The 20861-nt window shown below is 62.9% G+C and carries 18 protein-coding genes, 1 tRNA gene and 1 other RNA gene; 11 read left to right on the top strand and 9 right to left on the bottom strand.

Annotated features, from left to right (window positions below):
• Positions 1-132: 132 nt before the first annotated feature.
• Positions 133-1719, bottom strand: coding sequence for a polyprenol phosphomannose-dependent alpha 1,6 mannosyltransferase MptB (gene mptB / locus IV500_RS06630; RefSeq protein ID WP_196396030.1), 1587 nt, complete (start codon positions 1717-1719; stop codon positions 133-135).
• Positions 1720-2038: 319 nt separating this feature from the next.
• On the opposite strand from mptB (IV500_RS06630), the gene IV500_RS06635 reads away from it, so the two are divergent.
• A complete protein-coding gene (locus IV500_RS06635; protein ID WP_230854599.1) occupies positions 2039-3331 on the top strand; it encodes a glycosyltransferase 87 family protein in 1293 nt (430 codons plus the stop codon).
• Positions 3332-3467: 136 nt separating this feature from the next.
• Entirely contained in the window at positions 3468-4628 is a 1161-nt protein-coding gene (locus IV500_RS06640) for a glycosyltransferase 87 family protein (RefSeq protein ID WP_230854600.1), read from the top strand.
• Between the two features lie 172 nt (positions 4629-4800).
• Here the strand turns inward: IV500_RS06640 and mptB (IV500_RS06645) are convergent, their stop codons facing one another.
• Positions 4801-6603, bottom strand: a complete 1803-nt coding sequence (mptB, locus tag IV500_RS06645) for a polyprenol phosphomannose-dependent alpha 1,6 mannosyltransferase MptB (RefSeq protein ID WP_196396033.1) — start codon at positions 6601-6603, stop codon at positions 4801-4803.
• A 181-nt stretch (positions 6604-6784) separates the two neighbouring features.
• Between mptB (IV500_RS06645) and orn the strand changes: the two genes are divergently transcribed.
• The 6 genes from orn to IV500_RS06675 all read left to right on the top strand — a co-directional run bounded on the left by orn (position 6785) and on the right by IV500_RS06675 (position 12132).
• Complete coding sequence (orn, locus tag IV500_RS06650) at positions 6785-7387, top strand: oligoribonuclease (protein WP_196396034.1); 603 nt, start codon at positions 6785-6787, stop codon at positions 7385-7387.
• A 169-nt stretch (positions 7388-7556) separates the two neighbouring features.
• A tRNA-His gene (locus IV500_RS06655) sits at positions 7557-7629 on the top strand.
• Positions 7630-7753: 124 nt separating this feature from the next.
• Positions 7754-8908, top strand: coding sequence for an acyl-CoA dehydrogenase family protein (locus IV500_RS06660; RefSeq protein WP_196396035.1), 1155 nt, complete (start codon positions 7754-7756; stop codon positions 8906-8908).
• Complete coding sequence (gene def / locus IV500_RS06665) at positions 8905-9477, top strand: peptide deformylase (protein WP_196396036.1); 573 nt, start codon at positions 8905-8907, stop codon at positions 9475-9477. Before IV500_RS06660 ends, def begins: the two co-directional genes overlap by 4 nt.
• A gap of 49 nt (positions 9478-9526) precedes the next feature.
• Positions 9527-10390: an acyltransferase domain-containing protein gene (locus IV500_RS06670; RefSeq protein WP_230854602.1), complete on the top strand. Its 864-nt coding sequence runs from the start codon at positions 9527-9529 to the stop codon at positions 10388-10390.
• 101 nt (positions 10391-10491) lie between these two features.
• Complete coding sequence (locus IV500_RS06675; protein ID WP_196396037.1) at positions 10492-12132, top strand: peptide chain release factor 3; 1641 nt, start codon at positions 10492-10494, stop codon at positions 12130-12132.
• Positions 12133-12213: 81 nt separating this feature from the next.
• Here IV500_RS06675 and IV500_RS06680 read toward each other — a convergent pair whose 3' ends face one another.
• The 4 genes from IV500_RS06680 to IV500_RS06695 all read right to left on the bottom strand — a co-directional run bounded on the left by IV500_RS06680 (position 12214) and on the right by IV500_RS06695 (position 15713).
• On the bottom strand, positions 12214-12402 hold the full coding sequence (locus IV500_RS06680) for a hypothetical protein (RefSeq protein WP_196396038.1): 189 nt from the start codon (positions 12400-12402) through the stop codon (positions 12214-12216).
• A gap of 134 nt (positions 12403-12536) precedes the next feature.
• A complete protein-coding gene (locus IV500_RS06685; protein WP_312875844.1) occupies positions 12537-13421 on the bottom strand; it encodes an HNH endonuclease family protein in 885 nt (294 codons plus the stop codon).
• A gap of 177 nt (positions 13422-13598) precedes the next feature.
• An RNA gene (gene rnpB, locus IV500_RS06690) (RNase P RNA component class A) lies at positions 13599-13988 on the bottom strand.
• Positions 13989-14234: 246 nt separating this feature from the next.
• Positions 14235-15713 (bottom strand): glyceraldehyde-3-phosphate dehydrogenase, encoded by a 1479-nt coding sequence (locus tag IV500_RS06695; protein WP_196396039.1) that lies wholly within the window; start codon positions 15711-15713, stop codon positions 14235-14237.
• Positions 15714-15989: 276 nt separating this feature from the next.
• Between IV500_RS06695 and IV500_RS06700 the strand changes: the two genes are divergently transcribed.
• Complete coding sequence (locus tag IV500_RS06700) at positions 15990-16766, top strand: YaaA family protein (protein WP_196396040.1); 777 nt, start codon at positions 15990-15992, stop codon at positions 16764-16766.
• Positions 16767-16968: 202 nt separating this feature from the next.
• On the opposite strand, the gene IV500_RS06705 is transcribed toward IV500_RS06700, so the two are convergent.
• From IV500_RS06705 to IV500_RS06715, 3 genes are all read right to left on the bottom strand, one after another.
• Positions 16969-17298, bottom strand: coding sequence for a VOC family protein (locus IV500_RS06705; protein WP_230854603.1), 330 nt, complete (start codon positions 17296-17298; stop codon positions 16969-16971).
• A 114-nt stretch (positions 17299-17412) separates the two neighbouring features.
• Entirely contained in the window at positions 17413-18150 is a 738-nt protein-coding gene (locus IV500_RS06710) for a zinc ribbon domain-containing protein (RefSeq protein WP_196396041.1), read from the bottom strand.
• A 58-nt stretch (positions 18151-18208) separates the two neighbouring features.
• The gene (locus IV500_RS06715) at positions 18209-19153 is read right to left on the bottom strand and encodes a Nif3-like dinuclear metal center hexameric protein (protein WP_196396042.1); all 945 of its coding nucleotides are present in this window, start codon (positions 19151-19153) and stop codon (positions 18209-18211) included.
• Between the two features lie 131 nt (positions 19154-19284).
• Between IV500_RS06715 and msrA the strand changes: the two genes are divergently transcribed.
• Positions 19285-19809, top strand: a complete 525-nt coding sequence (msrA, locus tag IV500_RS06720) for a peptide-methionine (S)-S-oxide reductase MsrA (protein WP_196396149.1) — start codon at positions 19285-19287, stop codon at positions 19807-19809.
• A 108-nt stretch (positions 19810-19917) separates the two neighbouring features.
• A complete protein-coding gene (gene cysK / locus IV500_RS06725; RefSeq protein WP_196396043.1) occupies positions 19918-20853 on the top strand; it encodes a cysteine synthase A in 936 nt (311 codons plus the stop codon).
• The last annotated feature ends 8 nt before the right edge of the window (positions 20854-20861 follow it).

Genomic DNA, 20861 nt, shown 5'->3' on the forward strand with positions numbered 1-20861 from the left:
CCGTGAACGAGACGAAAGGTGCTGTCTGCGTGGCCCGGTGCCAGCCTGCTGCTTGACTGTCCGGTATGGCCCAGCACATCATGGCCACCCGGTGCCGTCAACCCTCCGCAGGCTCCGATCCGGCAGGCGGGGTTAGGGCAGGTCCACAGGGCGAAGGAACAGCACGCGCGTTTTCCGATCAATGAAAACCATGTACAGCGCGAAGGACACTCCTACGACAATTGCCACCGCGCGGACCACGCCGATCGGTATCCATTGGAAAACGCTCAGCTGGTCGGTCAGCGCGACCAGCACAAAAAACGCGGTCAGGAACAACACCATGCGCAGCTGCCAGTTCTCCTTGATGCCAGTAAGGCCGAAAAATACGAGCAGCCAAACCATGTACCACGGCTGGATCATCGGGGCCAGCAGGACGACGGCGGCAAACGCCCACGCCATCCGGCGCAGGATGGTGGTGCTGAAGTTAGGTCCGGTTGTGCCGCGGAAGGCCAGCCAGAGGACGGCGAGAACGGACAGTACCGTCCCGATCAGATGCACGACGGAAGTCGCTGCCTCCCCCGCACCGCCGAAAAGGTCGGTGAAGAATCCCAATATGGCGCCCAGCGAACCGATCGGCGCATACCAGATCCATACGGTTGAGGAGGTACGCAGGGCCGCCACCCAACCGAATCCAAGGCCATTAACCGCACCCGCGATCCATAACAGGCCCATTGACAGAACCAACGTCGCACCCCAGCAAGTGAACTTTCGTCGCCATCCGGCGCCGGAACCAGCCCACAATAGGCCAACGAACGGCAGAGCGATAAGGGTGATCGGTTTGATGGCGATGGAAGCGGTGATCAGCACAATTCCCACCAGTGGTTTCCCGGTGGCGGCGAAATACACGCCGGCCACGACCAGACCAAGCATGAGCGAATCATTGTGCGCGCTCGCGACGAAGTTAATCAGCAGGACCGGATTCAGCACGGTCAGCCAGAGGGCCCGCTCGGGGTTGACCCCATGCAGCGCCGCCAGCTTGGGGACAAAAACTGCCAGCAGCACCACCCCGGCTCCGGCCGCCAGCCGGAATGTCAGCAAAGAAATTTCCGGGATACCGAACCCGACCCACACGGCGAACTGCTCAATCCACAGAAAGAGCGGCCCGTAAGGCGTGGGCGCTTCGGTCCAGAGCGTATCCGGGCCCAGCTGGTAATAGTTATTCAGCGCCGATATCCCGTTGGTGTAAGGATTCAGCCCCTGACTCATCAGCCGGCCCTGGCCGATATAGGCGTAGAGATCCCGGCTGAACAGCGGCAGGGCAAGCATCAGCGGGAGTCCCCACAGCAAGAGGGCCTTGAACAGCACGGGCCGGGCCGACCTGTCCCAGGAACCTATCCGCTGCGCCAGCCGCAGCCACGACCGGACCAGCAAGAGCGCCCCGAAACAAAGCAGCACCGTACAGGTAATGACACCTACCGGAGTTGTCCGCGCGGCGATGAAAACCGGAACACGGATCAGCGTCGAGCTCTTGGCAAGCCAGCCGACACCAATCGAACCGAGCAACATCAACATTGAGGCGACAAATCCCTGCCACAAAGCAATCTTCACGGACCCGGGAGCGCCGGCGTCGCCCTTGTGCGACCACGCCGCCAGACGACCTGCTATCCCTACCAGGCCGCCACTGACCGGGGCTTCCGCGGGGTCCGCTGAGCGGTCCCGGCGCGGTTTGTCGGTCAACATGAAAGAACAGTCCTCTTCGGTCAGGAAATGCGCTGTTTTGAAAAGCTCTGCCTTGTCAGTTGCTCACAACAGGCAACAATCGGCTGGCAGATTGCCGCTGATCCCGCCATCCGAAGATACCGTTTGGACTACGGCGATTCTAACACCGGCGGCTGACCCGATCACGGACACGGCGGCGTCCTGCGGTAATATCAAGGTGCAACAAACCTCTGCCGCCTCATTTGCGGGCTGCATCTGCGGCATTAGCCGGCACGCTGTATCTGACAAGCCACCTCCGAGAAGGACTGCTCACATTTCTACCGACTCATTTTTCGGCGCCTTGACGCGGTCCCGGCAACGGATCCTCCCCGATGCAAAGGCTGCGCGGCTAAACAGTCCCCGCGGCCTACTCTGGGGATTCATCGCTATCCACCTGTTTTTTATCGGTTTCATGATGATCTGGGTGGTCCAGGGGCAAGCTTTCAGTGACACGTTCATCTACCGCGACTGGGCCGCCGCTGGCTTCCGGGATGAGAACCTTTCCGGCGGTCCCAGCCCATGGGTCTATCCAATCCTGGCGCTGCTGCCGATAGCGATCGCCGGCATCGCGGGCAAGGGTCTTTTTCTGCTGATCTGGGTCCTGATGATCACCGTCCTTAACGGCCTGGCGGTGGGCAAGCTCACCGCTTGGGGAAAGAACCGCCCTGCGATCAAGGCTGCGTGGTGGTGGCTGGTTTTCGTTTTCCTGATGGGCTGGCTGGGTTTTGCCCGCGTGGACGGCCTGACGGCCCCGATCGTGCTCATCGCGCTCGTCTATGGCGTCGCCAATCCGTTTGTGGCGTCCGTGCTGCTGAGCATCGCGACGTGGGTTAAGGTCTGGCCCGCCGCCGTCGTGCTGGCGCTCTTCACCGTCGCGAAGGCGCGCCTTCGCGTACTGGCTGCCGGCGTTCTGGTCACCGCTGCGGTGGCAGTCGCGGCACTGTCCTTGGGTGTCCTGCCCAAGTTGTTCCATTTCCTGACCGAACAAGGCGACCGCGGCATGCAGCTCGAGGCGACGTTCACCACGCCGTGGCTCTGGCTGTCCGTACTGAACGCCGGCGGCACGCGGATGTACATGAATACGGACATCAACTCCATGCAGGTCGATGGGCCCGGTACGGCCTTGATGTCCTACCTGATGCAGCCGCTGCTCATTGTTGCCGCACTCCTGGTGGCCGGACTGATCTTTTGGGCGCTGCATAACGGCAACCGCCATCGCGGACAAGGCGGCGGCGTGGACCGCACCGAGCTGCTGCTGGCCGGTTCGCTGACAATGGCGACGGCGTTCGTCGTCTTTAATAAGGTCGGCTCGCCCCAGTTCATGGTCTGGCTGGCCCCGGCGGTCGCCGTCGGGCTGGCGCACTGCTGGAAGGAATGGCGCGTGCCTGCCGCCATGCTGATCGGCATTGCCGTAGCCACGTTCTTTGTGTATCCACTGTTCTATGACGCGCTGAGCCACAACAACCCGTTGATGGCGCTGGTGCTGACCATCCGGAATGTCCTTCTGGTAGTGCTCTTCTGCTGGTCAGTCCGACGCCTCTATGTGCTGGGCAAACGGGCCGACGAGCCTGTTGACGTCGTCAAGGAGTCCTAAGATTTCGGTAAAATTCTTTGCGCTGCTGCTTCGCGTCCGCGGTGCGCTTTTACCACCGGCAGCAGTGGCGTGGTTCGCACGGCCCGGCAGTATCTGGTGGGGCTTTGCCGTGGTCCATCTGTACTATCTTGCCTGGATGATGTCGTTCGTCATCCACGGCACAACATTCAGCGACACTGAACAGTACCGGCAGTGGGCGCTGGAGGGTTTTAATCCGCCGGATCTGGAGGGGAACATCAGCCCCTGGGTCTACCCTGTACTGGCCCAGATTCCCATCTTCCTGGCCAACATTGCCGGCCCGGACGTCTACCTGCTGATCTGGATGCTCATCATCACGGTGCTCAATGCCGGCGCCATGTTGTACCTGACCCGCGGCACGCGCCGGGTCAGCGGTATCGCTCCGGCGTGGTGGTGGCTCGTCTTCACCGTTTTTATGGGTTATTTGAGCTTTGCCCGTGTGGAGGGCATTACGGCCCCGATCGTCCTGGTCGCGCTGCTCTTCGCCGCCAAAAGACCGCTGGTGGCCACCGTCCTGCTCAGCATTGCCACTTGGATCAAGGTCTGGCCTGCGGCGGTTATCGCACCCATTGTCATTGTCAGCAGGAAGCGGGTGAAAATCCTGGCCACCGGCGCACTGGTCAGCGCGGTGGTGGTGCTGGGCACATTCCTGGCCGGCGGCGGGAATCATTTGTTCGATTTCCTCACCAACCAGGGCGAACGCGGCATGCAATTGGAAGCCACGTTCTCTACGCCCTGGGTCTGGTTGAGCGTTTTTCGCATTGGCGGTGCAAAGATTGCAGACAATCCCGCCATCAATTCAACTGAGGTCTATGGCCCCGGCGCGGCGACGGCGGCCGTGATGATGCAGCCGCTGTTCCTGCTGGCGGCGGCGGTGGCGGCACTGCTGCTGGTGTGGGCGCTGCGTAAGGGTGCCGAACGCGAGGAACTGTTCCTCGAGGGTGCGCTGATGATGACGACCGCCTTCATTGTCTTCAACAAAGTGGGCTCACCGCAGTTCATTATCTGGCTGGCCCCCGTCATCATTGCGGGACTGACGCATGACTGGGACCGGTGGAAGGTTCCCGCGGCGCTGCTGATGGCAATCGCCGTCACCACGTTCGTGATTTATCCGCTGTTTTACACTCCACTGATCCACGCGAATCCGGTGATGGCGGCGGTGCTGACTGCCCGCAATGTGCTGCTGGTGGTTCTGCTGTACTGGTCCATTCGGCGGACAGTGGAACTGGCGCGAAGGCCCCGGCCCGTGACCGGAACCGTTTCCGCTCCCGCAGGCTGACCCCGGCTGAGCTGGTCGCTGAACGCAGGCTGAGCTGGTCGCTGCCCGCAGGCTGAACGCGGGCTGAGCCGGTCGCTGCTCCCGGTGTTCGCTGCCAATTTGCCGCACCGGCCGTGGACCAGCGCTGGTGCTTCAGCAGGTGTGCTGGTTCGCAGCCAGTTGCGGACCCAACTCAGTCCGGGGTCTTGCCGGCGGCAGGCTCCGTCCCGTCGATGGGCATCGGCGCGGCCGCTGGCACTGCCGGCGGCGCGTTGACGGGCCCTGCCGCAGCTGTGGAACCGGCCACTGCCCCGGTCCCGGCCGTGGGCATAACCTGGACGCGAACCAGCGGTAAGGCCGCCGTGGCCGGTGCTTCCCCACCCACGGCTTCTCTGCCGCCGGAGGCGGCGCTCCCGAGGCCGGCTTGGTCACCGGCTCCCTTCCGGCCGCTCAGTAATCCCCTAAGGCCCCTGTGCAGCAGGAGCTTTTTAGTGTGTACGTCGACGAACAACAAGTAGATAATGAACGCCAGTGCCACCACGTAGGCCAGCGTGGACGCATGGACCGGAAGCTGGACAAAAGACCAGACGGAGAGCTGATCCTGTGCGCCAAACACCACAAAGAACGTGATGACCACATACAGCGATTTGATCTGCCAGTCGTTGCGGATACCGGTCACGGCCAGGAAGGGGATGAACCAGAGCACATACCACGGCTGAATAATGGGGGAAAGCATGACGACGGCGGCGAAGGCGAGGGCCATCCGACGGATAAGCCTTGAGTAGTCGCCGCGGAACATCAGCAGGACCACTATGCCCACACCGGCCCACTTAAGCACGGTCCGCAGCAGGGATGCCAGCATTCCCCCGTGCAGCCCCAGCAGGTTGGCCAGCCCGGCCAACCACTGCCCAAGGAAACCCGACGGCGAGTAGCCGGTGAACCCCGGGGTGGGATCCAGGATGGCCCAGACCCAGCCGAGTCCGAGGTTGTAGGGGATGCCGCTGACGGCAAGCACGCCGAAGCTGATCGCCGCCGTCGCGCCCCAATAGAAAAACTTCCGTCCCAGTGACGCAGCCGGACCGGCCCACAAGAGGCCAATAAACGGCAGCAGCAGCACCGTTATCGGTTTCACACCGATGGAAGCCGTCACCAGCAAAATACCCCATACGGGACGTCTGGTGGCAGCAAAGTAGGTGCCGGCGACCGCGAGCCCCACCATCAGCGCATCGTTATGAGCACTGGCGACGAAACTGATGAGAAAGAGCGGATTGGCGACGGAAATCCAGAGCGCACGGGCGCCGCTGAGCCCGTGCAGCCTGGCCAACTTGGGCACGTATAAGATGCAAAGGCCGACGCCGGCCACAGCCAGCAGGCGGAACAGGAAAACCGAGGCGTCCGGCTGGGCTCCGGTGATTTGCACTACTGCCCGCTCGAGCCAGAGGAAGTACGGCCCGTATGGTGTTTTGGCCTCCGCCCACGCCGGATCGGCCCCGAGGGAAAACCAATTGCTGAGGGTTGAAATCCCCGTAGTGTAGGGGTTCAGGTTCTCCAGCATCAGCCGGCCCTGCCCCGTATAGGCGTAGACATCGCGGGAAAAGATCGGCACGGCAAACAGCATCGGCGCGGACCAGGCCGCGACGGCAATGATCACCGAGCGCAACGCGCCAGGGTCCCACTGATGCAGCCGCTGACCTAACCGAAGCCAGGAGCGCATCAGCAGCATGGCTCCGAGCGTCAGCAATAGGGTGGAAGTGGTTACCCCCCAGCCCTCGGTGCGCAGAGCGATCACCAGTGGATTGCGGATCATCGGCGATCCATTGGCGATCCAGCCGGCACCGATGGAACCAACAAACATCATTACGGATCCGATGAACCCCTGGACGGTGGCGACATATGCCTTCGGGCCGGGGTGGGACGCGCCGGCCGCTGTGTCCGCAGGTGCCCGAGTGGCAGACCGCTGGCCGCTCGTGCCCACCCGCGAATCGCCTGCCGTCATCTGTCTAAAATCCTCTGGTGCCCGAGGGCGATTGTCCGCAGCTGGTAAATGGGAGTTCCGGTAACGTGAATTGATTAGTTATTTTAGCACCGGGTTGTCGACGCACCCGGGTTGAAACCGTTCCATGTAGCCGGTCCCGTCCGGCGGCAGGACCGCTTAGGCAAGACTGTACATTTGACTGGTGCCTATAACTAACGAATGCATTGTATGGATTGACTGCGAGATGACAGGTCTGGATCTGGCGGCGGATGCCCTCATTGAAGTGGCAGTACTGGTAACAGATTCAGAATTGAACATCCTTGGCGAGGGATTGGACGTCATTATCCGCCCCGAGCCGCAGGCACTGGCCCAAATGGGTGACTTTGTCCGCGACATGCACACCACCTCGAAGCTGCTCGATGAACTCCCGCATGGATTGTCCATGGACGAGGCGCAGGAACAGGTACTCGCGTACATCAAAACATACGTTCCGGAGCCGAACAAGGCACCGCTGGGCGGGAACTCCGTGGGAACGGACCGGATGTTCCTTGCGCGCGATATGCCTGAGGTCGTCGAACATCTGCATTACCGCGTCATCGACGTTTCCACCATCAAGGAACTCTCCCGCCGCTGGTACGCCCGCGCCTACTTCCAGTCGCCGCCCAAGACCGGCGGCCACCGCGCACTGGGTGACATTCAGGATTCGATTAACGAACTCAAGTACTACCGCGAGGCAGTCTTCGTCCCAGCACCGGGCCCGGATTCGGCCACCGCAAAAAAGATTTCGCAGCAATACCGCGATTGACGGGAGGATTTTGCGGACTTTTTTGCCCGAAAATTGGCAGAATCCCGGCCGCTCTCGGGTGCAGGCACGCCCTGATTTCGGGTCCGTGTCACCAGCACCCTCCAGGAGCAGGTAGACTGTTTGCCGTTGCCATATTCACTCCGGTCCGCCGGAACTGTACAGGCACATGGTGGGATTAGCTCAGTTGGCAGAGCGCCTGGTTGTGGTCCAGGAGGTCGCGGGTTCAACCCCCGTATCTCACCCCGAGGAAAGTAACGACTAAGGCCGCCCTGGAATTATCCGGTGCGGCCTTCGTCATGTTCAATGGACATGAGCGTACCCGCACGGAAGCGAAGCTTCCGTCAATATTCGACAGGAGCCTCCGGCATGCAGCGCAAATTCTATGAGGAAGACCACGAGCTGTTCCGCGAGGTGGCACAGGAGTTTAACTCCCGCGAGGTTGCTCCGCACTATGCGCAGTGGGACGCCGACCATATGATGCCCCGCAACCTGTGGACCGCAGCGGGTGAACAGGGACTGCTGGGGCTGGCAGTGCCCGAGGAATTCGGCGGCATGGGCATGACGGACTACCGGTTCCGCGCCGTCATGGACGAGGAGTTCGCCAAAGCCAACCATCTCGCCGTCGGCCTGGCCTTTCATCTGCACGACGACATGGTCCTCCCGCACCTGCTGGCTTACGGCTCGGAAGACCTGAAGGGCCGGTGGCTGCCGGGCATGGCCTCCGGCGAAATTGTCACCTCGGTTGCCTGGACCGAGCCCGGCGCCGGTTCGGATCTGCGCGGGGTGCGTACCAAGGCCGTGCAGGACGGGGATGACTGGCTGATTTCGGGTCAGAAGACTTTCATTGGAAATGGGATTTCCGGTGACGCAGCACTGGTACTGGCCCGGACCGACGGCGGCACCGGCCGGGGTGCGCACAAGTCCTATTCTCTGTTCATGGTCGCCAAGGGTGCCGGCTACAGCACCGGCAAGCAGCTGGACAAGATAGGGCTGAAGGCCTCCGATACGGCGGAGCTGTTCTTCGACAACGTCCGCGTCCCTGCCGCCGACCTGGTTGGCGAGCTGGGCAGCGGCCTTGAGTACTGTGCCGCGCAGCTCCCGCAGGGCCGGCTGGCCATCGCCGTGGCGTCGGCCGCCGTCGCCCGTTCCGTCTATGCAGCGACCGTAGCCTACACCAAGGAGCGCAACGCCTTCGGTGAGCGGATCATCGATTTCCAGAACAGCCGGTTCGTGCTGGCGGACATCCTGACCGAAGTTGAAGTCACCGAGGGCTACGTGGACCGTGCCGTGCTGGCGTTCAACGACGGCCGGCTGGACGCCGTCTCGGCCGCCCGCGCGAAGCTCTGGGCCAGCGAACGGGTCAAGTCCATCACGGACCGCTGCCTGCAGCTGCATGGGGGCTACGGCTACATTCTGGAATACCCGGTGGCGCAGGCCTTCCTGGCGTCCCGGTTGCTGACCATCTTCGGCGGGACCAACGAAATCATGCGCGACGTAATCGGCCGCGGTATTGCCCAATGACCGTTCATCCCGTCACCATTTGGGGCGAGCCCGTGCTGCATCGCCGCGCGGAGGAGGTCAAGTCTTTTGACGGCGACCTGCAGAGATTGATCTCGGACATGTTTGAAACGATGGACGTTGCGAACGGCGTGGGCCTGGCAGCCCCGCAGATCGGTGTGGGACTGCGCATCTTCACCTATCAGATGGAGAACGACGACGGCGTCCCCGACCGCGGCGTGCTGGTGAACCCTTCGATTTCACTCGGTAAAATCTCCGGCAAGGCCCCTGATCCGGAGGAGGAAACCGAGGGCTGCCTCTCCGTCCCCGGCGAGCATTTCCCGCTCAAACGCGCCGATTGGGCGCGCCTCACCGGCTTTGATGCGCACGGGGCCCTGCTCGAATTCGAGGCGACCGGCTGGTTTGCCCGCTGCATGCAGCATGAATACGATCACTTGGACGGAAAGCTCTACGTGGACCGGCTTAACGACCGCTACCGGCGCAAGGCCAGGCGGCTGTCCAAGGACCAAGGCTGGGGCATCCCCGGGCTGAGCTGGCTGCCCGGGGTGGATCCGGACCCGTTCGGGCACTGAGATTTGCGCGCCGCGATGAGCCAATGAACCGCCGGTTAGGCTGGAGAGCATGATGGACGCTCCGCTGCTGACTACCGAACAGATCCTGACCTATCTGGCCGTGGGAGCAGCGGACCGCGGGGCCTGCACGCAGCTGCTGGAAGGCCCGCCCAGCAGCGCCGCCGTCGAGGTCCTCGCTGCACTGCGTGGAAACCTCAGCGCGGGTTCCGCCGAAACTCCGGTTCGGGCGCAGGCGGGCGAAACGGCGTGGATAGAGGCTTATCTCAGGTTTACCCCGGAGCTCGTTAGTTGGCATAACGAATGTGGCATTGCCGATGAGATCACTCGCGCGACGCTGGCCGATGTTGGCCGCAATCTGGAGATCAACCGCCGGGTTCACGGACGCTTCGGAATGGACACCCACACCTGGCTGATCCATCACTTTACCGGACGCCTCTACCAGCTTGGCCGGCTGCAGTACCTGTTGCACCGCGGGCCGGAGGCCGCCGCGGGAGGCGGGATTCCCGGTACCGGGCCCTGCGACTGGCTGCTGGGAATCCATATTCCTGAATCCGGCGGCCTGGGCCCGGAAACCGTGCAGGCAAGCCTGGAGCTGGCCCGGCCGTTCTTTTCCCGGCACTTCCCGGACCACCCCGTGCGGATTGCCGACTGCGCGTCCTGGCTGCTCGACCCCTACATTCCAGGCCGGCTGCCCCCGGACTCAAACATTGTCAGGTTCGCCAGCCGATTCACACCCTACGGCCACCCGCTCGATACCCCCACTGACGCCGTCTACTTCACCTTCCGGACCCGCAGCAGTATGACGAAGCTGGCTTCACTGCCGCGCCGGACTTCGCTGCAGCGGATGGTGCTGGAGAGGATCGACGACGGGGGCTGCTGGCAGCTGGGGTTCGGCTACTTGACGCTGCCCTAATGCCGTACTGACGCGGCCCAAGAGCAGAGTATGGGGACTGCGGTAAACTTGATTGTTTGGGCGGCACCTTGCCACACCAACCGAGCCGTGAAAGAAGCACAGTGTCCCAAGACGTCATCTCCCCCGACCGCGCCCACGAGATCCGCGCCGCGAAGATCAACGGGCAGGCCGCACGTCGGCGCACCTTCGCTGTGATTTCCCACCCGGACGCCGGTAAGTCCACGCTGACCGAAGCCCTGGCCCTGCACGCCAAGGTGATCGGCACGGCCGGAGCCACCAACGGAAAATCGAACCGCAAAGATACGATTTCCGACTGGATGCAGATGGAAAAGGACCGCGGCATTTCCATTAGCTCGGCGGCCCTCCAGTTCTCCTACCGGGACACGGTCATCAACCTCCTGGACACCCCCGGGCACGCGGACTTCTCCGAAGACACCTACCGCGTGCTCGCCGCCGTCGACTGCGCCGTCATGCTGGTGGACGCCGCCAAGGGGCTGGAAACCCAGACCATGAAGCTGTTCGAGGTGTGCCGCCAGCGTGGCCTGCCCATCATTACTGTCATCAACAAATGGGACCGGCCCGGGCTGGACACCCTGGCGCTGATGGACGAAATCACCGAGCGCACCGGCCTGCTGCCGATGCCGCTGACCTGGGCCGTCGGCATTGCCGGCGATTTCCGAGGCGTCTGGGACCTGCAGCGGGACCGATTTGTCCGCTTCACCCGCAACAACAGCGGCGCCAACATCGCTTTAACCGAGTACTACACTCCGGAAGAAGCCGCAGCCAGCGAGGGCGATGTCTGGACAGACGCGGTAGACGAGGCCGGCCTGGTCAAGGATTCAAACCTGCCCTTTGACCCGGAAAGTTTCTACGCCGGCAAAGGCACCCCTATCCTGTTCTCCTCCGCCGCGCTGAACTTCGGCGTCAAGGAAATCCTCGATACGCTGGTGGACTTCGCTCCGCCGGCCGCCCCGCGCCCGGACGTTGCAGGTCAGCTGCGGCCGGTAGCTGACCCCTTCTCCGGCTTTGTCTTCAAGGTCCAGGCCGGAATGAACCAGGCGCACCGGGACCACGTGGCGTTCGTCCGCGTCTGCTCCGGGATTTTCGAACGCGGCATGGTAGTCACCCAGTCCCGCACCGGAAAGTCCTTTGCGACCAAATACGCCCAGCAGGTTTTCGGGCGTGAGCGCGAGGTGATCGACGAAGCGTTCCCCGGGGACGTCGTCGGCCTCGTTAATGCATCCGAGCTGCGAGTGGGAGACAGTCTTTACCTGGAAGATTCCGTCGAGTTCCCGGCTATCCCGCTCTTTGCGCCGGAACATTTCCAGGTGGCCAGGTCCAAGGATCCAAGCCGGTACAAGCAGTTCCGGCGCGGCATCGACCAACTGGAGCACGAGGGCGTTATTCAGGTCCTGCGCTCGGACCTGCGCGGTGACCAGGCGCCAGTTCTCGCCGCCGTCGGCCCGATGCAGTTTGAAGTGGTGGAGGACAGAATGACGCACGAGTTTAATGCGCCCATGCGGTTCGAACGCCTGCCGTACTCGCTGGCACGGCTCACGACAGTTGATGCCATCGCGACGCTCGGTCTGGTGCACGGTGCCGAGGTCCTGCTCCGCTCCGACGGGGAATACCTGGCGCTGTTCAATGACGTCTGGGCCCTGCGTCGGGTGGAGAAGAACAATCCTGATTTGGCGCTGGCCGTGATCGGGACGCAAAGCCGCAGCGCGATGCAGGGCTACTAATCACTGCAGAAGGACCTTGCCATGCGGAGTGCCTGGCAAGGGGGCGCGGCCCTGTCGGTTCCGCCGGATGTGACCGTTCGGTTAGCTTTCCTTCATCACCCGCTGCAGATCCTGCGCCGCGGTCTGGCGGAGATCCTCGATCTGCGTGAGCCTATGCTGATCAATGGCCCCTTTACTGTGGTCACGCTGGGCCTGCGCGAGCTGGCGGTTCGCCTCATCCAGGTTGTCCTGGGCGGTCTTGACGGGGTCGACATACTGAATATTGCTCATACAGGCATCATTCCATCGTTTTTGTTTCGCCGCCATTTTGTCACGCCGCTATTTTGCCCCGCGGCAGCCTTGCCGCCGGCCGCCCCGCCCGGGCCTGCCGCCCCAGCTCTCCTTCCTGCCCGCCACAGCCAGTCTCACGGTACATAGCCGGACTCCAGCGTCGGCTGTCGGGGACAGGACGTCAGCACGCGCTTCATCGCATCCTTCTCCGCCGGCGTCACCCAAAGCCTATACGCCGCCTTCACCGAGACCTGACGGGCAATGTAGCGGCAGCGGAACGCCTTGTTCGGCGGCAGCCAAGTCGCAGCGTCGCCGTCGCTCTTTTGCACGTTTGTCGGCCCATCCACCGCCAGCAGGTTCAGTGGATCATTGGCCAGGCTTTGCCGCTGTCCGTCGGTCAACTGCTGGGCACCGGTCTGCCAGGCATTACCCAGCGCCACCACGTGATCGATTTGGATGGCTTTGCTGCTTTGCGCCCCCCTGCTGAAATCCAGCTCCCGATCCGTATACGGATCGGACAATTTACCCGATCCCAGTTGGCATCCGGCTCCCTTGACCAGCTGCTTTTGGGTCAGATCCCGCGCCAGAATATCATTGCGGGTATCGCAGCCATTACGGTCCACGTCCAGCCACGCCACACCAAACGCGAGCCGGTCGTAGCTGTTCCGCGGTGCCCTGCCCTTCACCTCCAGGACGTCAAGTACGCTCAGCGCCAGTGCCGGCTTCACCCGGACCACCGGGCTCCCTGACCCGGACCACCCCGGCTCCATAACCAGTGGTCCCTGGCCCGCCAGCGCCGCGGAGACCGGGTTTAGCGGTCCCCATGCGTAGAGGGCGGCGAGCAGTGCCACCATCGCGGCGAACACGGGAATAACCATGACAAGCACGCGGGGACGCCGCCGCTTGGTGCGCCGCTGAGCGCGCACCGACCGTGTGGACCGGGATAACGGCCACAACCGCGGTGACCGGGCCACCAGCCGCGGCTGTGGAGAGCGGGCCAACATGTTTCGTGGTGACATCGCCGTTGCCTGTCGGTGGAGTGGTGGACTGCCACCAACCCTAAGGCACAGCGCCGACACGGCCGGAAATATATCCACAGGCGGCATGTGCAGGGCGCCAGATGCGGCAGGAAGGGCGCCAAATGCGGCGGCGTCGGCCTCTTGACTCCAGTCAGCGCAGCACAGTACATTGCCGGCTGGATGGGTTGGCCGATACGCCGGGTCCTGTCATCCCGCGCCGTTACCGACGCGGGAGTAGCGGCCATCCATCTACGAACGCCGTTGCCGACGCCCTCTAGCGGCCTACCCGGACACTCGGGCGAGCAGCCCTCAAACATGCCCTGTCTGGCCTTGCTCCCGGTGGGGTTTACCTAGCTTCCCTGGTCACCCAGGGAACTGGTGGTCTCTTACACCACCGTTTCACCCTTACCTGCCTGCGCACATGTTTCCATGCTGCGGGCGGGCGGTCTGTTTTCTGTGGCACTTTCCTGCGGGTTACCCCGAGTGGGTGTTACCCACCACCGTGCTCTGCGGAGCCCGGACGTTCCTCGAGCCACTTTCGTGACGCGCGACCGCCTAGCCAACCCATCCAGCTATACAGTCTACTGTCCCGCCGGGGTCTGGCGGACACTGCTGCCAGTCCCCAGGGCGGAGCGTTCTGCGCACGCTTCGGGCCCGGCGCTGCGCAGGGAACATACCTGCGCAACCGAAAACGACCGCACTGCGCAGCTTTCGCCGGCGTCCGGCACTGCGCAGCTTTCAACGACGGCGGGGCGCTGCCGCCGCCGTCGTCCACCGGTCCGGGCGGTCGACAGCCGCGACCCGGAGGTATCCCTAGCGGACGGAGTCGGCCAAGGGGCGGGCACGGTCCACGGCGGGGAAGGCCGGCGGATGTGCTCCGGCCATTTCTTCCATAACCCGCACCACCTGGCAGCTGTAACCGAATTCGTTGTCGTACCAGACGTATAGGACCAGATGCTTGTCCGTGCTGATCGTGGCCAGACCGTCAACGATGCCGGCGCGACGCGAACCAACAAAATCGGTGGACACTACCTCCGGCGAATCGATGAAGTCGATCTGCTTGTGCAGGTCTGAATGCAGCGATATGTCGCGCAGGTAAGTGTTGATCTCTTCCTTGTTGCTCCCGCGCTCCAGCGTCAGGTTCAGGATCGCCATCGATACGTCCGGAGTGGGGACGCGGATCGAGTTGCCGGTCAGTTTCCCGGCCAGCTCCGGCAGCGCCTTGGCCACGGCCTTGGCCGCACCGGTCTCGGTCAACACCATGTTCAGCGCGGCGGAGCGGCCGCGGCGATCCCCCTTGTGGAAGTTATCCGTCAGGTTTTGGTCATTCGTGAACGAGTGCACAGTCTCCACATGCCCGTGCACAATCCCAAACTCGTCATTGATTGCCTTGAGCACCGGCGTAATGGCGTTGGTGGTGCAGGAAGCGGCGGTGATGATCTTATCCGTTGCGCTGATCGCCTCGTGGTTGATGCCGTGCACAATGTTTTTCAGCTCGCCCTTTCCGGGCGCCGTGAGCAGCACGCGGGCAACGCCGCGGCTGAGCAGGTGCTGGGACAGCCCATCGGCATCGCGCCAGCGGCCGGTATTGTCCACGACCAGCGCGTCATGAATACCGAAGGCGGTGTAATCGATAGTGGCGGGATTATCCGAGTAAATGACCTGGATCAAGGTGCCGTTGGCCAGAATCGTATTCTGCTCCTCATCCACGGTGATGGTGCCCTCGAAGGGTCCGTGCACGGAGTCGCGTCGCAGCAGACTGGCGCGCTTGATCAGGTCCTGGTCGGAGCCGCGCCGGACTACAATGGCGCGCAGCCGAAGTCCGTCGCCACCGCCGGCGTGCTCGATCAGGATCCGTGCCAGCAACCGGCCGATCCGGCCAAAGCCATAGAGGACGACGTCGGTGCTGGTGCGTTCGTCAATGCCCTGGCGGTCGACGACGTCGGCGAGTTCTTCCCGCAGGAATTCCTCCCGCGTCCGGCCGGCGCCCTCTTGCGCATAGAGCAGGTTCAGCTTGGCTAGATTGATCGACGCGGGGCCAAGTTTTAGTGCATACAGGGCCTGCAGCAGCGGCAGAGTTTCCTCCGGGCGCAGTTCCACGTTATCCACATGGCGGGCGAAGCGGTGGGCCTTGAGGACGCTGATCGCGGACTGGTTGATCATCGAGCGACCATGGACCGAAATGACCACATTGTTTTCCCGGTACAGGCGGCCGATCAGCGAGATCATGTCCTCGGCTAGGGCCTCGCGCTTGATCCAGACATCCAGAGTTTCATCGACGTTCTGCTTCACAGATTTCCCTTTCCTGTCCCAACCGGAAACGCCTTCGGTGCCGGTCGCTCGCCGGGCTTCACTTGTTGGCAAGCGCGGCACCCTGGGCTGCGGCGCGGATTGCCGCACGTTCCAGGGAAGTTAATCCCACGGGCATCCGCAGGATTAGAAGGGCGGTTGGCCGCCCGGTCTACAAGCCATTCTAAACGAGATGGTTGCGGCCAAACCCGCGGGAGGGGCTAACGTGTGCAGGATCACCACGTGCGGCGGTGTCATTCAAGCCGCTAGGCTCGACGGGTGCGCATCCTGCTTCCGCCTTCCGAGGGCAAGACTCCTGTTTCCACCGGTGCTCCCCTCCGGCTTGCCGAGCTGCATTTTCCGGTGCTGAACGCAGCACGCTCAGAGATCATGAACGCCCTGGCCGAAGTCTCGGCGACGGAGAATGCCCTGACACACCTGGGCGTCGGGGCGTCGCTGGCTGCTGAGGTAGCCCGCAATATTCGGCTGGGGACCGAACCTGCCGCGGCCGCACACTCGGTGTATTCCGGCGTGCTCTACGATGCTCTGGGCTACCGGACGCTCACAGCTGCACAGCGCAGGAAAGCAGACGAGTCCGTCGTCGTAATGTCCGGGCTGTGGGGCGTGATCGGTTTCGCAGACCGGATCCCGGCCTACCGCCTTTCGATGGCCGTAAATCTGCCGGGTCTGGGCCGGCTGGCCGCCTACTGGCGACCCCGGCTGGCCGCAGCAACGGCGGACTTTACCGCCGGGCAGCTGCTGATTGACTGCCGGTCCAGCACTTATGCCGCGGCATGGGTTCCCCCGGCAGCGCAGACCGTGGCCGTGAATGTGTTTCAGGAGCGGAACGGGAAGCGCACCGTGGTATCCCATTTTGCTAAGCACACCCGCGGCGAGCTGGCCCGCGAGCTGCTGATTCGACCCGGCAAAGCCCCGCGGACTCCGGCGCAGCTGCTGACAATCGTGTCAGCTCCGGAGTTTCACGACCGCTGGGAGGCCGAACTGGTCCCGGGAACGCAGCGGAAGGTCCACGCGCTGAATCTCATCCTGCACTGATTGTTCACCTGCGCTGAATCTCATCCTGCACTGAATTTCTCCGGCACTGAATCTCATCCTGCATTGACGGGTCCTCTCGCGGCCCGGATCGCCCGCCGCAGGTTCAGGGGCGCTTCCTTCTGCGCACCGAAAGGCGCCGGCCCTGCGCGGGCTGCATTCCTGCGCAGTCCAGCACGCCAGGGCTGTGCAGCTTCATCCGGATCTACACGAGTGCACACAATTCGACCTCAAACCCGTCCACGTTTTCGAGATAAACCGCGTAATCTGCTGCACCGCCTGCATGGGGATGCCTATCGGCGAACATCAGTGTCCAGCCATGACCGACCGAGTCCGCGGCGAGGTGCTCGACGTCGGCGACGGTCCCGGCGTTGAAAGCCAAATGGTTTAAGCCCGGGCGCAGACGATCATGGCGGCCGGCCGTAACGTCCGGGCCGGATTCAAGCACGATGTATTTGTGCTCCCCTTGCCAGGTACCGCCCGTTGGCCCGGAGCCCCACTCATCCAGAAGTGAATACCCCAGGCGTTCCAACATCCAGCCAAGCGAGCCCTTGGCTCATGGATAATCAGCAACCCATATTTCCAGGTGGTGCAGCCCACGGCCTTTCCCGGGCTGCACCGATCCGTCAAAAATGCCCGTCCCGCCCGGTTAGTTCCAGTCCGTGCTGCGGACCAGGATGCAGCCCGCGTCCGGACACATGACGACGTCGTCTTCGGGGGACTTGCGGATCTCCGCCAGATCACCCGGACTGAGCTGCATGCCGGAGCCTTCCGATGTGCCGTGGAAAAGGCGGGCGGCCCCTATCCCCCGTTTGGTCAGGGCACGCTCGTAGACGGCCAGGAGTGCGGCGTCAAAGGAATCCGCAAGGGTCCTCCGATCCCGGACGACGGCTTCCCGGTCCGCGGAAACCTCAGCCAACCGTGCGTCGACCTCGTCCCGGATGGCCCCAAGAGACCCGCTGATGTCATCCACCACGCCCTGCTGCTTGGCGGCACGGGCCGATGCGCTCTCCATCCGTTCCATCAGTTCGAGTTCGATGTCTTCCAGGGTGGAACGTCGCTTGGCCAGCGACTCGAGTTCCTTTTGCAGGGCCACCAGATCCTTGGAAAGTCCGGTACCGCTATTGAGCCTGGCCTCTTCCCGACTCATGCGGGTGGCAACCTGCTCCACGTCTGTCTCGGCCCGTGCCAGCTCGCGCGCAAGATCGGCGGCCTCGGTGGTCCGAACCACCAGATCGCTTTGTGCCACGGCCAGACCGGCGTGCAGATCGGTTAGGCGTGGATCCTCGCGCAGGACTTTGGCGCGGTTGTCCAGCTGTTTAATCCTTGCATCCAGTGCCTGCAAATCCAGCAAACGTAACTGCTCCGCGGGTGCTGCCTTTGCCATCGAAATCCTCTCGGTGTGCCGGCGTCCGCCAAACGCGGCCGCCCGTCTACGTCCTAGGCTACGTCCATCCCGTGCCTTCGCGGCCCAGCCCCGGTGTCAGGATGAAATCCCACGGATCCGTATTCGTCTGACTGACGGTAAGTTCGACGTCGAATCCCTGGTCCGTGAGGACGTTGCCCAGCGCTTGGGCGGCGGCTGGAAGCCAGAGCCATTCACTGGCGAAGTGTGAGAAGTCAATCAGATACGGGCGGTCATTGACGGCGGATTCCCGCGCTTCCGACGCAGGATGATGGCGCAGATCCGCGGTGACGTAAACGTCCGCCCCGCTGGCCCTGACCTCGTCGAAGAGACTGTCACCTGCGCCACCGCACACGGCGACCCGGCGCACTAGGCCCTGCCGATCCCCCGCCACGCGAACTCCTCCGGCGACGGCGGGAAGCACCCCGAAGACACGTTCAGCGAAATCTCCCAGACTCATCACGCCCGGCAGCTGCCCCACCCGTCCGATGCCTTCCTCGGGCAGCCCCAACGGAGCCGGGCTCAGCGGCGATACATCCGTCAGGCCTAAGGCATCGGCGAGCACGTCGGACACACCGCCGACGGCGCTGTCGCCGTTGGTGTGCACCGTGAGCAGTGCGCAGCTACCCTCGATCAACCGGTGCACCGCCTGGCCCTTGCCTGTACTGGCTGCGACCGACGTGACGCCCTTAAGCAGCAACGGGTGGTGGGTGATGAGCAGCTGCGCTCCCCAATCCAGTGCTTCCTCGATAACTTCCAGGGTGGGGTCAACGGCAAACATGATCCGCTGTACAGCCGCCGCGGGGCGTCCGGCCACCAGCCCGACGGCGTCCCACTCCTGAGCGAGGGATTCCGGCCAGAGCTCTGCCGCGGCCAGCAGCACCTGTGCCAAGGTGGGCCGGCCCGGCACTGCCCGGGTGTCGCCCTGCTGTACGTCGTCACCGATCTGCCTGCCGCCGTCGTCCGTCTTCTCCACCGGTTCCATACATCCCATTCTTCCCTAGGTCCGGCTGTCGATGTCCAGCAAAGGACTCCTGTCCGACGTAGCACGCCCGGATGCAGCAGTTAATTTCCCTGCACGGGAATCTTCCGGGACCCCCGGACATTGATACTGGTATGAAGACATTTGTGCTCGGTGGAGGTTGTTTCTGGTGTTTGGACGCTTTGTATCAGCAGACCCGTGGTGTCACGGAGGTGGTTTCCGGCTATACCGGCGGCCATGTGCGCAACCCTGACTATTACGCCGTCTGCAATGGAACGACCGGCCACGCCGAGGTGGTGGCGGTGACTTTTGATGAGAGCATCATTGGCGGGGACGTAATACTGGATATGTTCTTCGTCTCCCACGATCCGACCACGCTGAACCGGCAGGGGTACGACGTCGGCACGCAGTACCGTTCCTCGATGTTCTACACGGATGCTGCGCAGGAAGAGGCCTTCCGTGCCGCCATCGAACGGAATCAGGCGCACTGGGACAAGCCGATTGTCACAGTCGTCAACAGGCTTCCTGAGTTCTACACCGCAGACGAGGAACATCAGAACTTCTACGCGAAGCATCCGGAACAGGGTTATTGTCAGGTGATTATCAATCCAAAGCTGGCTAAGGCCCGGAAATATTACTCCGCGTGGCTTGCCGCATAGCAGCCGGTCCGGGCATTCCGTAGGCTGATATTGGTATGCGGTTTTTCGCTGCCGAAAATTTTTGGCAAAAGTCTGCTGAAAAGAATTTAGAGAAAAGGTATATATCAAATGGGTCGCATTTACGACGACATCACCGAGCTGGTTGGCGGCACACCGCTGGTGCGGCTTAACCGCCTTGCCGAGGGCCTGGACGCCACGATCGCGGTGAAGCTGGAGTTCTATAACCCTGCCAACAGCGTCAAAGACCGGATTGGTGTGGCGATTGTTGATGCGGCCGAAGAGGCCGGGGAGCTGCGGCCCGGCGGCACAATTGTAGAAGGCACCTCGGGGAATACCGGAATAGCCTTGGCGATGGTGGGCGCAGCAAGGGGTTACAAGGTTATCCTCACCATGCCGGAAACGATGTCCACCGAGCGCCGGGTAATGCTGCGGGCTTTTGGCGCCGAAATTGTGCTCACCCCAGGTTCGGAGGGTATGAGCGGGGCCGTCGACAAGGCTCGGGAAATCGTGGCCAACACGGAGAACTCCATCTGGGCCCAGCAGTTTGCTAATCCGGCCAATGCCGAGATCCACCGCACCACCACGGCGGAGGAAATCTGGGAAGATACCAACGGCGCCGTGGACATCTTTGTTGCCGGGATTGGCACCGGCGGGACCATCACTGGAGTGGGGCAGGTCCTTAAGGGCCGCAAGCCGTCCGTCCAGGTGGTTGCCGTGGAACCGAAAGACTCTGCCATCCTCAACGGTGGCGCTCCCGGACCACATAAGATCCAGGGCCTGGGAGCAAACTTCATTCCCGAGGTGCTGGACCGTGAGGTCTATGACGAGGTGCTGGATGCCACGATCGAGGACTCCGTACGGGTGGCCCGCGCCTTGGGTACACGCGAGGGCATCCTGGGCGGTATCTCCGCCGGTGCTGCGGTGTGGGGTGCGTTGGAGCTGGCTAAGCGCCCGGAGAACGCCGGCAAGCTCATTGTTGCCGTGGTTCCGGACTTCGGCGAGCGTTACATCTCCACCATCCTGTACGACGACATTCGGGGCTGACCCGGTTG

Origin of the sequence: Arthrobacter terrae, from assembly GCF_015708085.1 — a bacterium.
In the GTDB taxonomy this organism is placed as follows: domain Bacteria; phylum Actinomycetota; class Actinomycetes; order Actinomycetales; family Micrococcaceae; genus Arthrobacter_M; species Arthrobacter_M terrae.

What these genes read in the sequence shown, in the direction of transcription:
- mptB (WP_196396030.1), bottom strand. Translation starts at nt 1,719, where the DNA reads ATGTTGACCGACAAACCGCGCCGGGACCGCTCAGCGGACCCCGCGGAA.
- IV500_RS06640 (WP_230854600.1), top strand. Translation starts at nt 3,468, where the DNA reads ATGATGTCGTTCGTCATCCACGGCACAACATTCAGCGACACTGAACAG.
- mptB (WP_196396033.1), bottom strand. Translation starts at nt 6,603, where the DNA reads ATGACGGCAGGCGATTCGCGGGTGGGCACGAGCGGCCAGCGGTCTGCC.
- IV500_RS06660 (WP_196396035.1), top strand. Translation starts at nt 7,754, where the DNA reads ATGCAGCGCAAATTCTATGAGGAAGACCACGAGCTGTTCCGCGAGGTG.
- def (WP_196396036.1), top strand. Translation starts at nt 8,905, where the DNA reads ATGACCGTTCATCCCGTCACCATTTGGGGCGAGCCCGTGCTGCATCGC.
- IV500_RS06670 (WP_230854602.1), top strand. Translation starts at nt 9,527, where the DNA reads ATGATGGACGCTCCGCTGCTGACTACCGAACAGATCCTGACCTATCTG.
- IV500_RS06680 (WP_196396038.1), bottom strand. Translation starts at nt 12,402, where the DNA reads ATGAGCAATATTCAGTATGTCGACCCCGTCAAGACCGCCCAGGACAAC.
- IV500_RS06685 (WP_312875844.1), bottom strand. Translation starts at nt 13,421, where the DNA reads ATGTCACCACGAAACATGTTGGCCCGCTCTCCACAGCCGCGGCTGGTG.
- IV500_RS06705 (WP_230854603.1), bottom strand. Translation starts at nt 17,298, where the DNA reads ATGTTGGAACGCCTGGGGTATTCACTTCTGGATGAGTGGGGCTCCGGG.
- IV500_RS06710 (WP_196396041.1), bottom strand. Translation starts at nt 18,150, where the DNA reads ATGGCAAAGGCAGCACCCGCGGAGCAGTTACGTTTGCTGGATTTGCAG.
- IV500_RS06715 (WP_196396042.1), bottom strand. Translation starts at nt 19,153, where the DNA reads ATGGAACCGGTGGAGAAGACGGACGACGGCGGCAGGCAGATCGGTGAC.
- msrA (WP_196396149.1), top strand. Translation starts at nt 19,285, where the DNA reads ATGAAGACATTTGTGCTCGGTGGAGGTTGTTTCTGGTGTTTGGACGCT.
- cysK (WP_196396043.1), top strand. Translation starts at nt 19,918, where the DNA reads ATGGGTCGCATTTACGACGACATCACCGAGCTGGTTGGCGGCACACCG.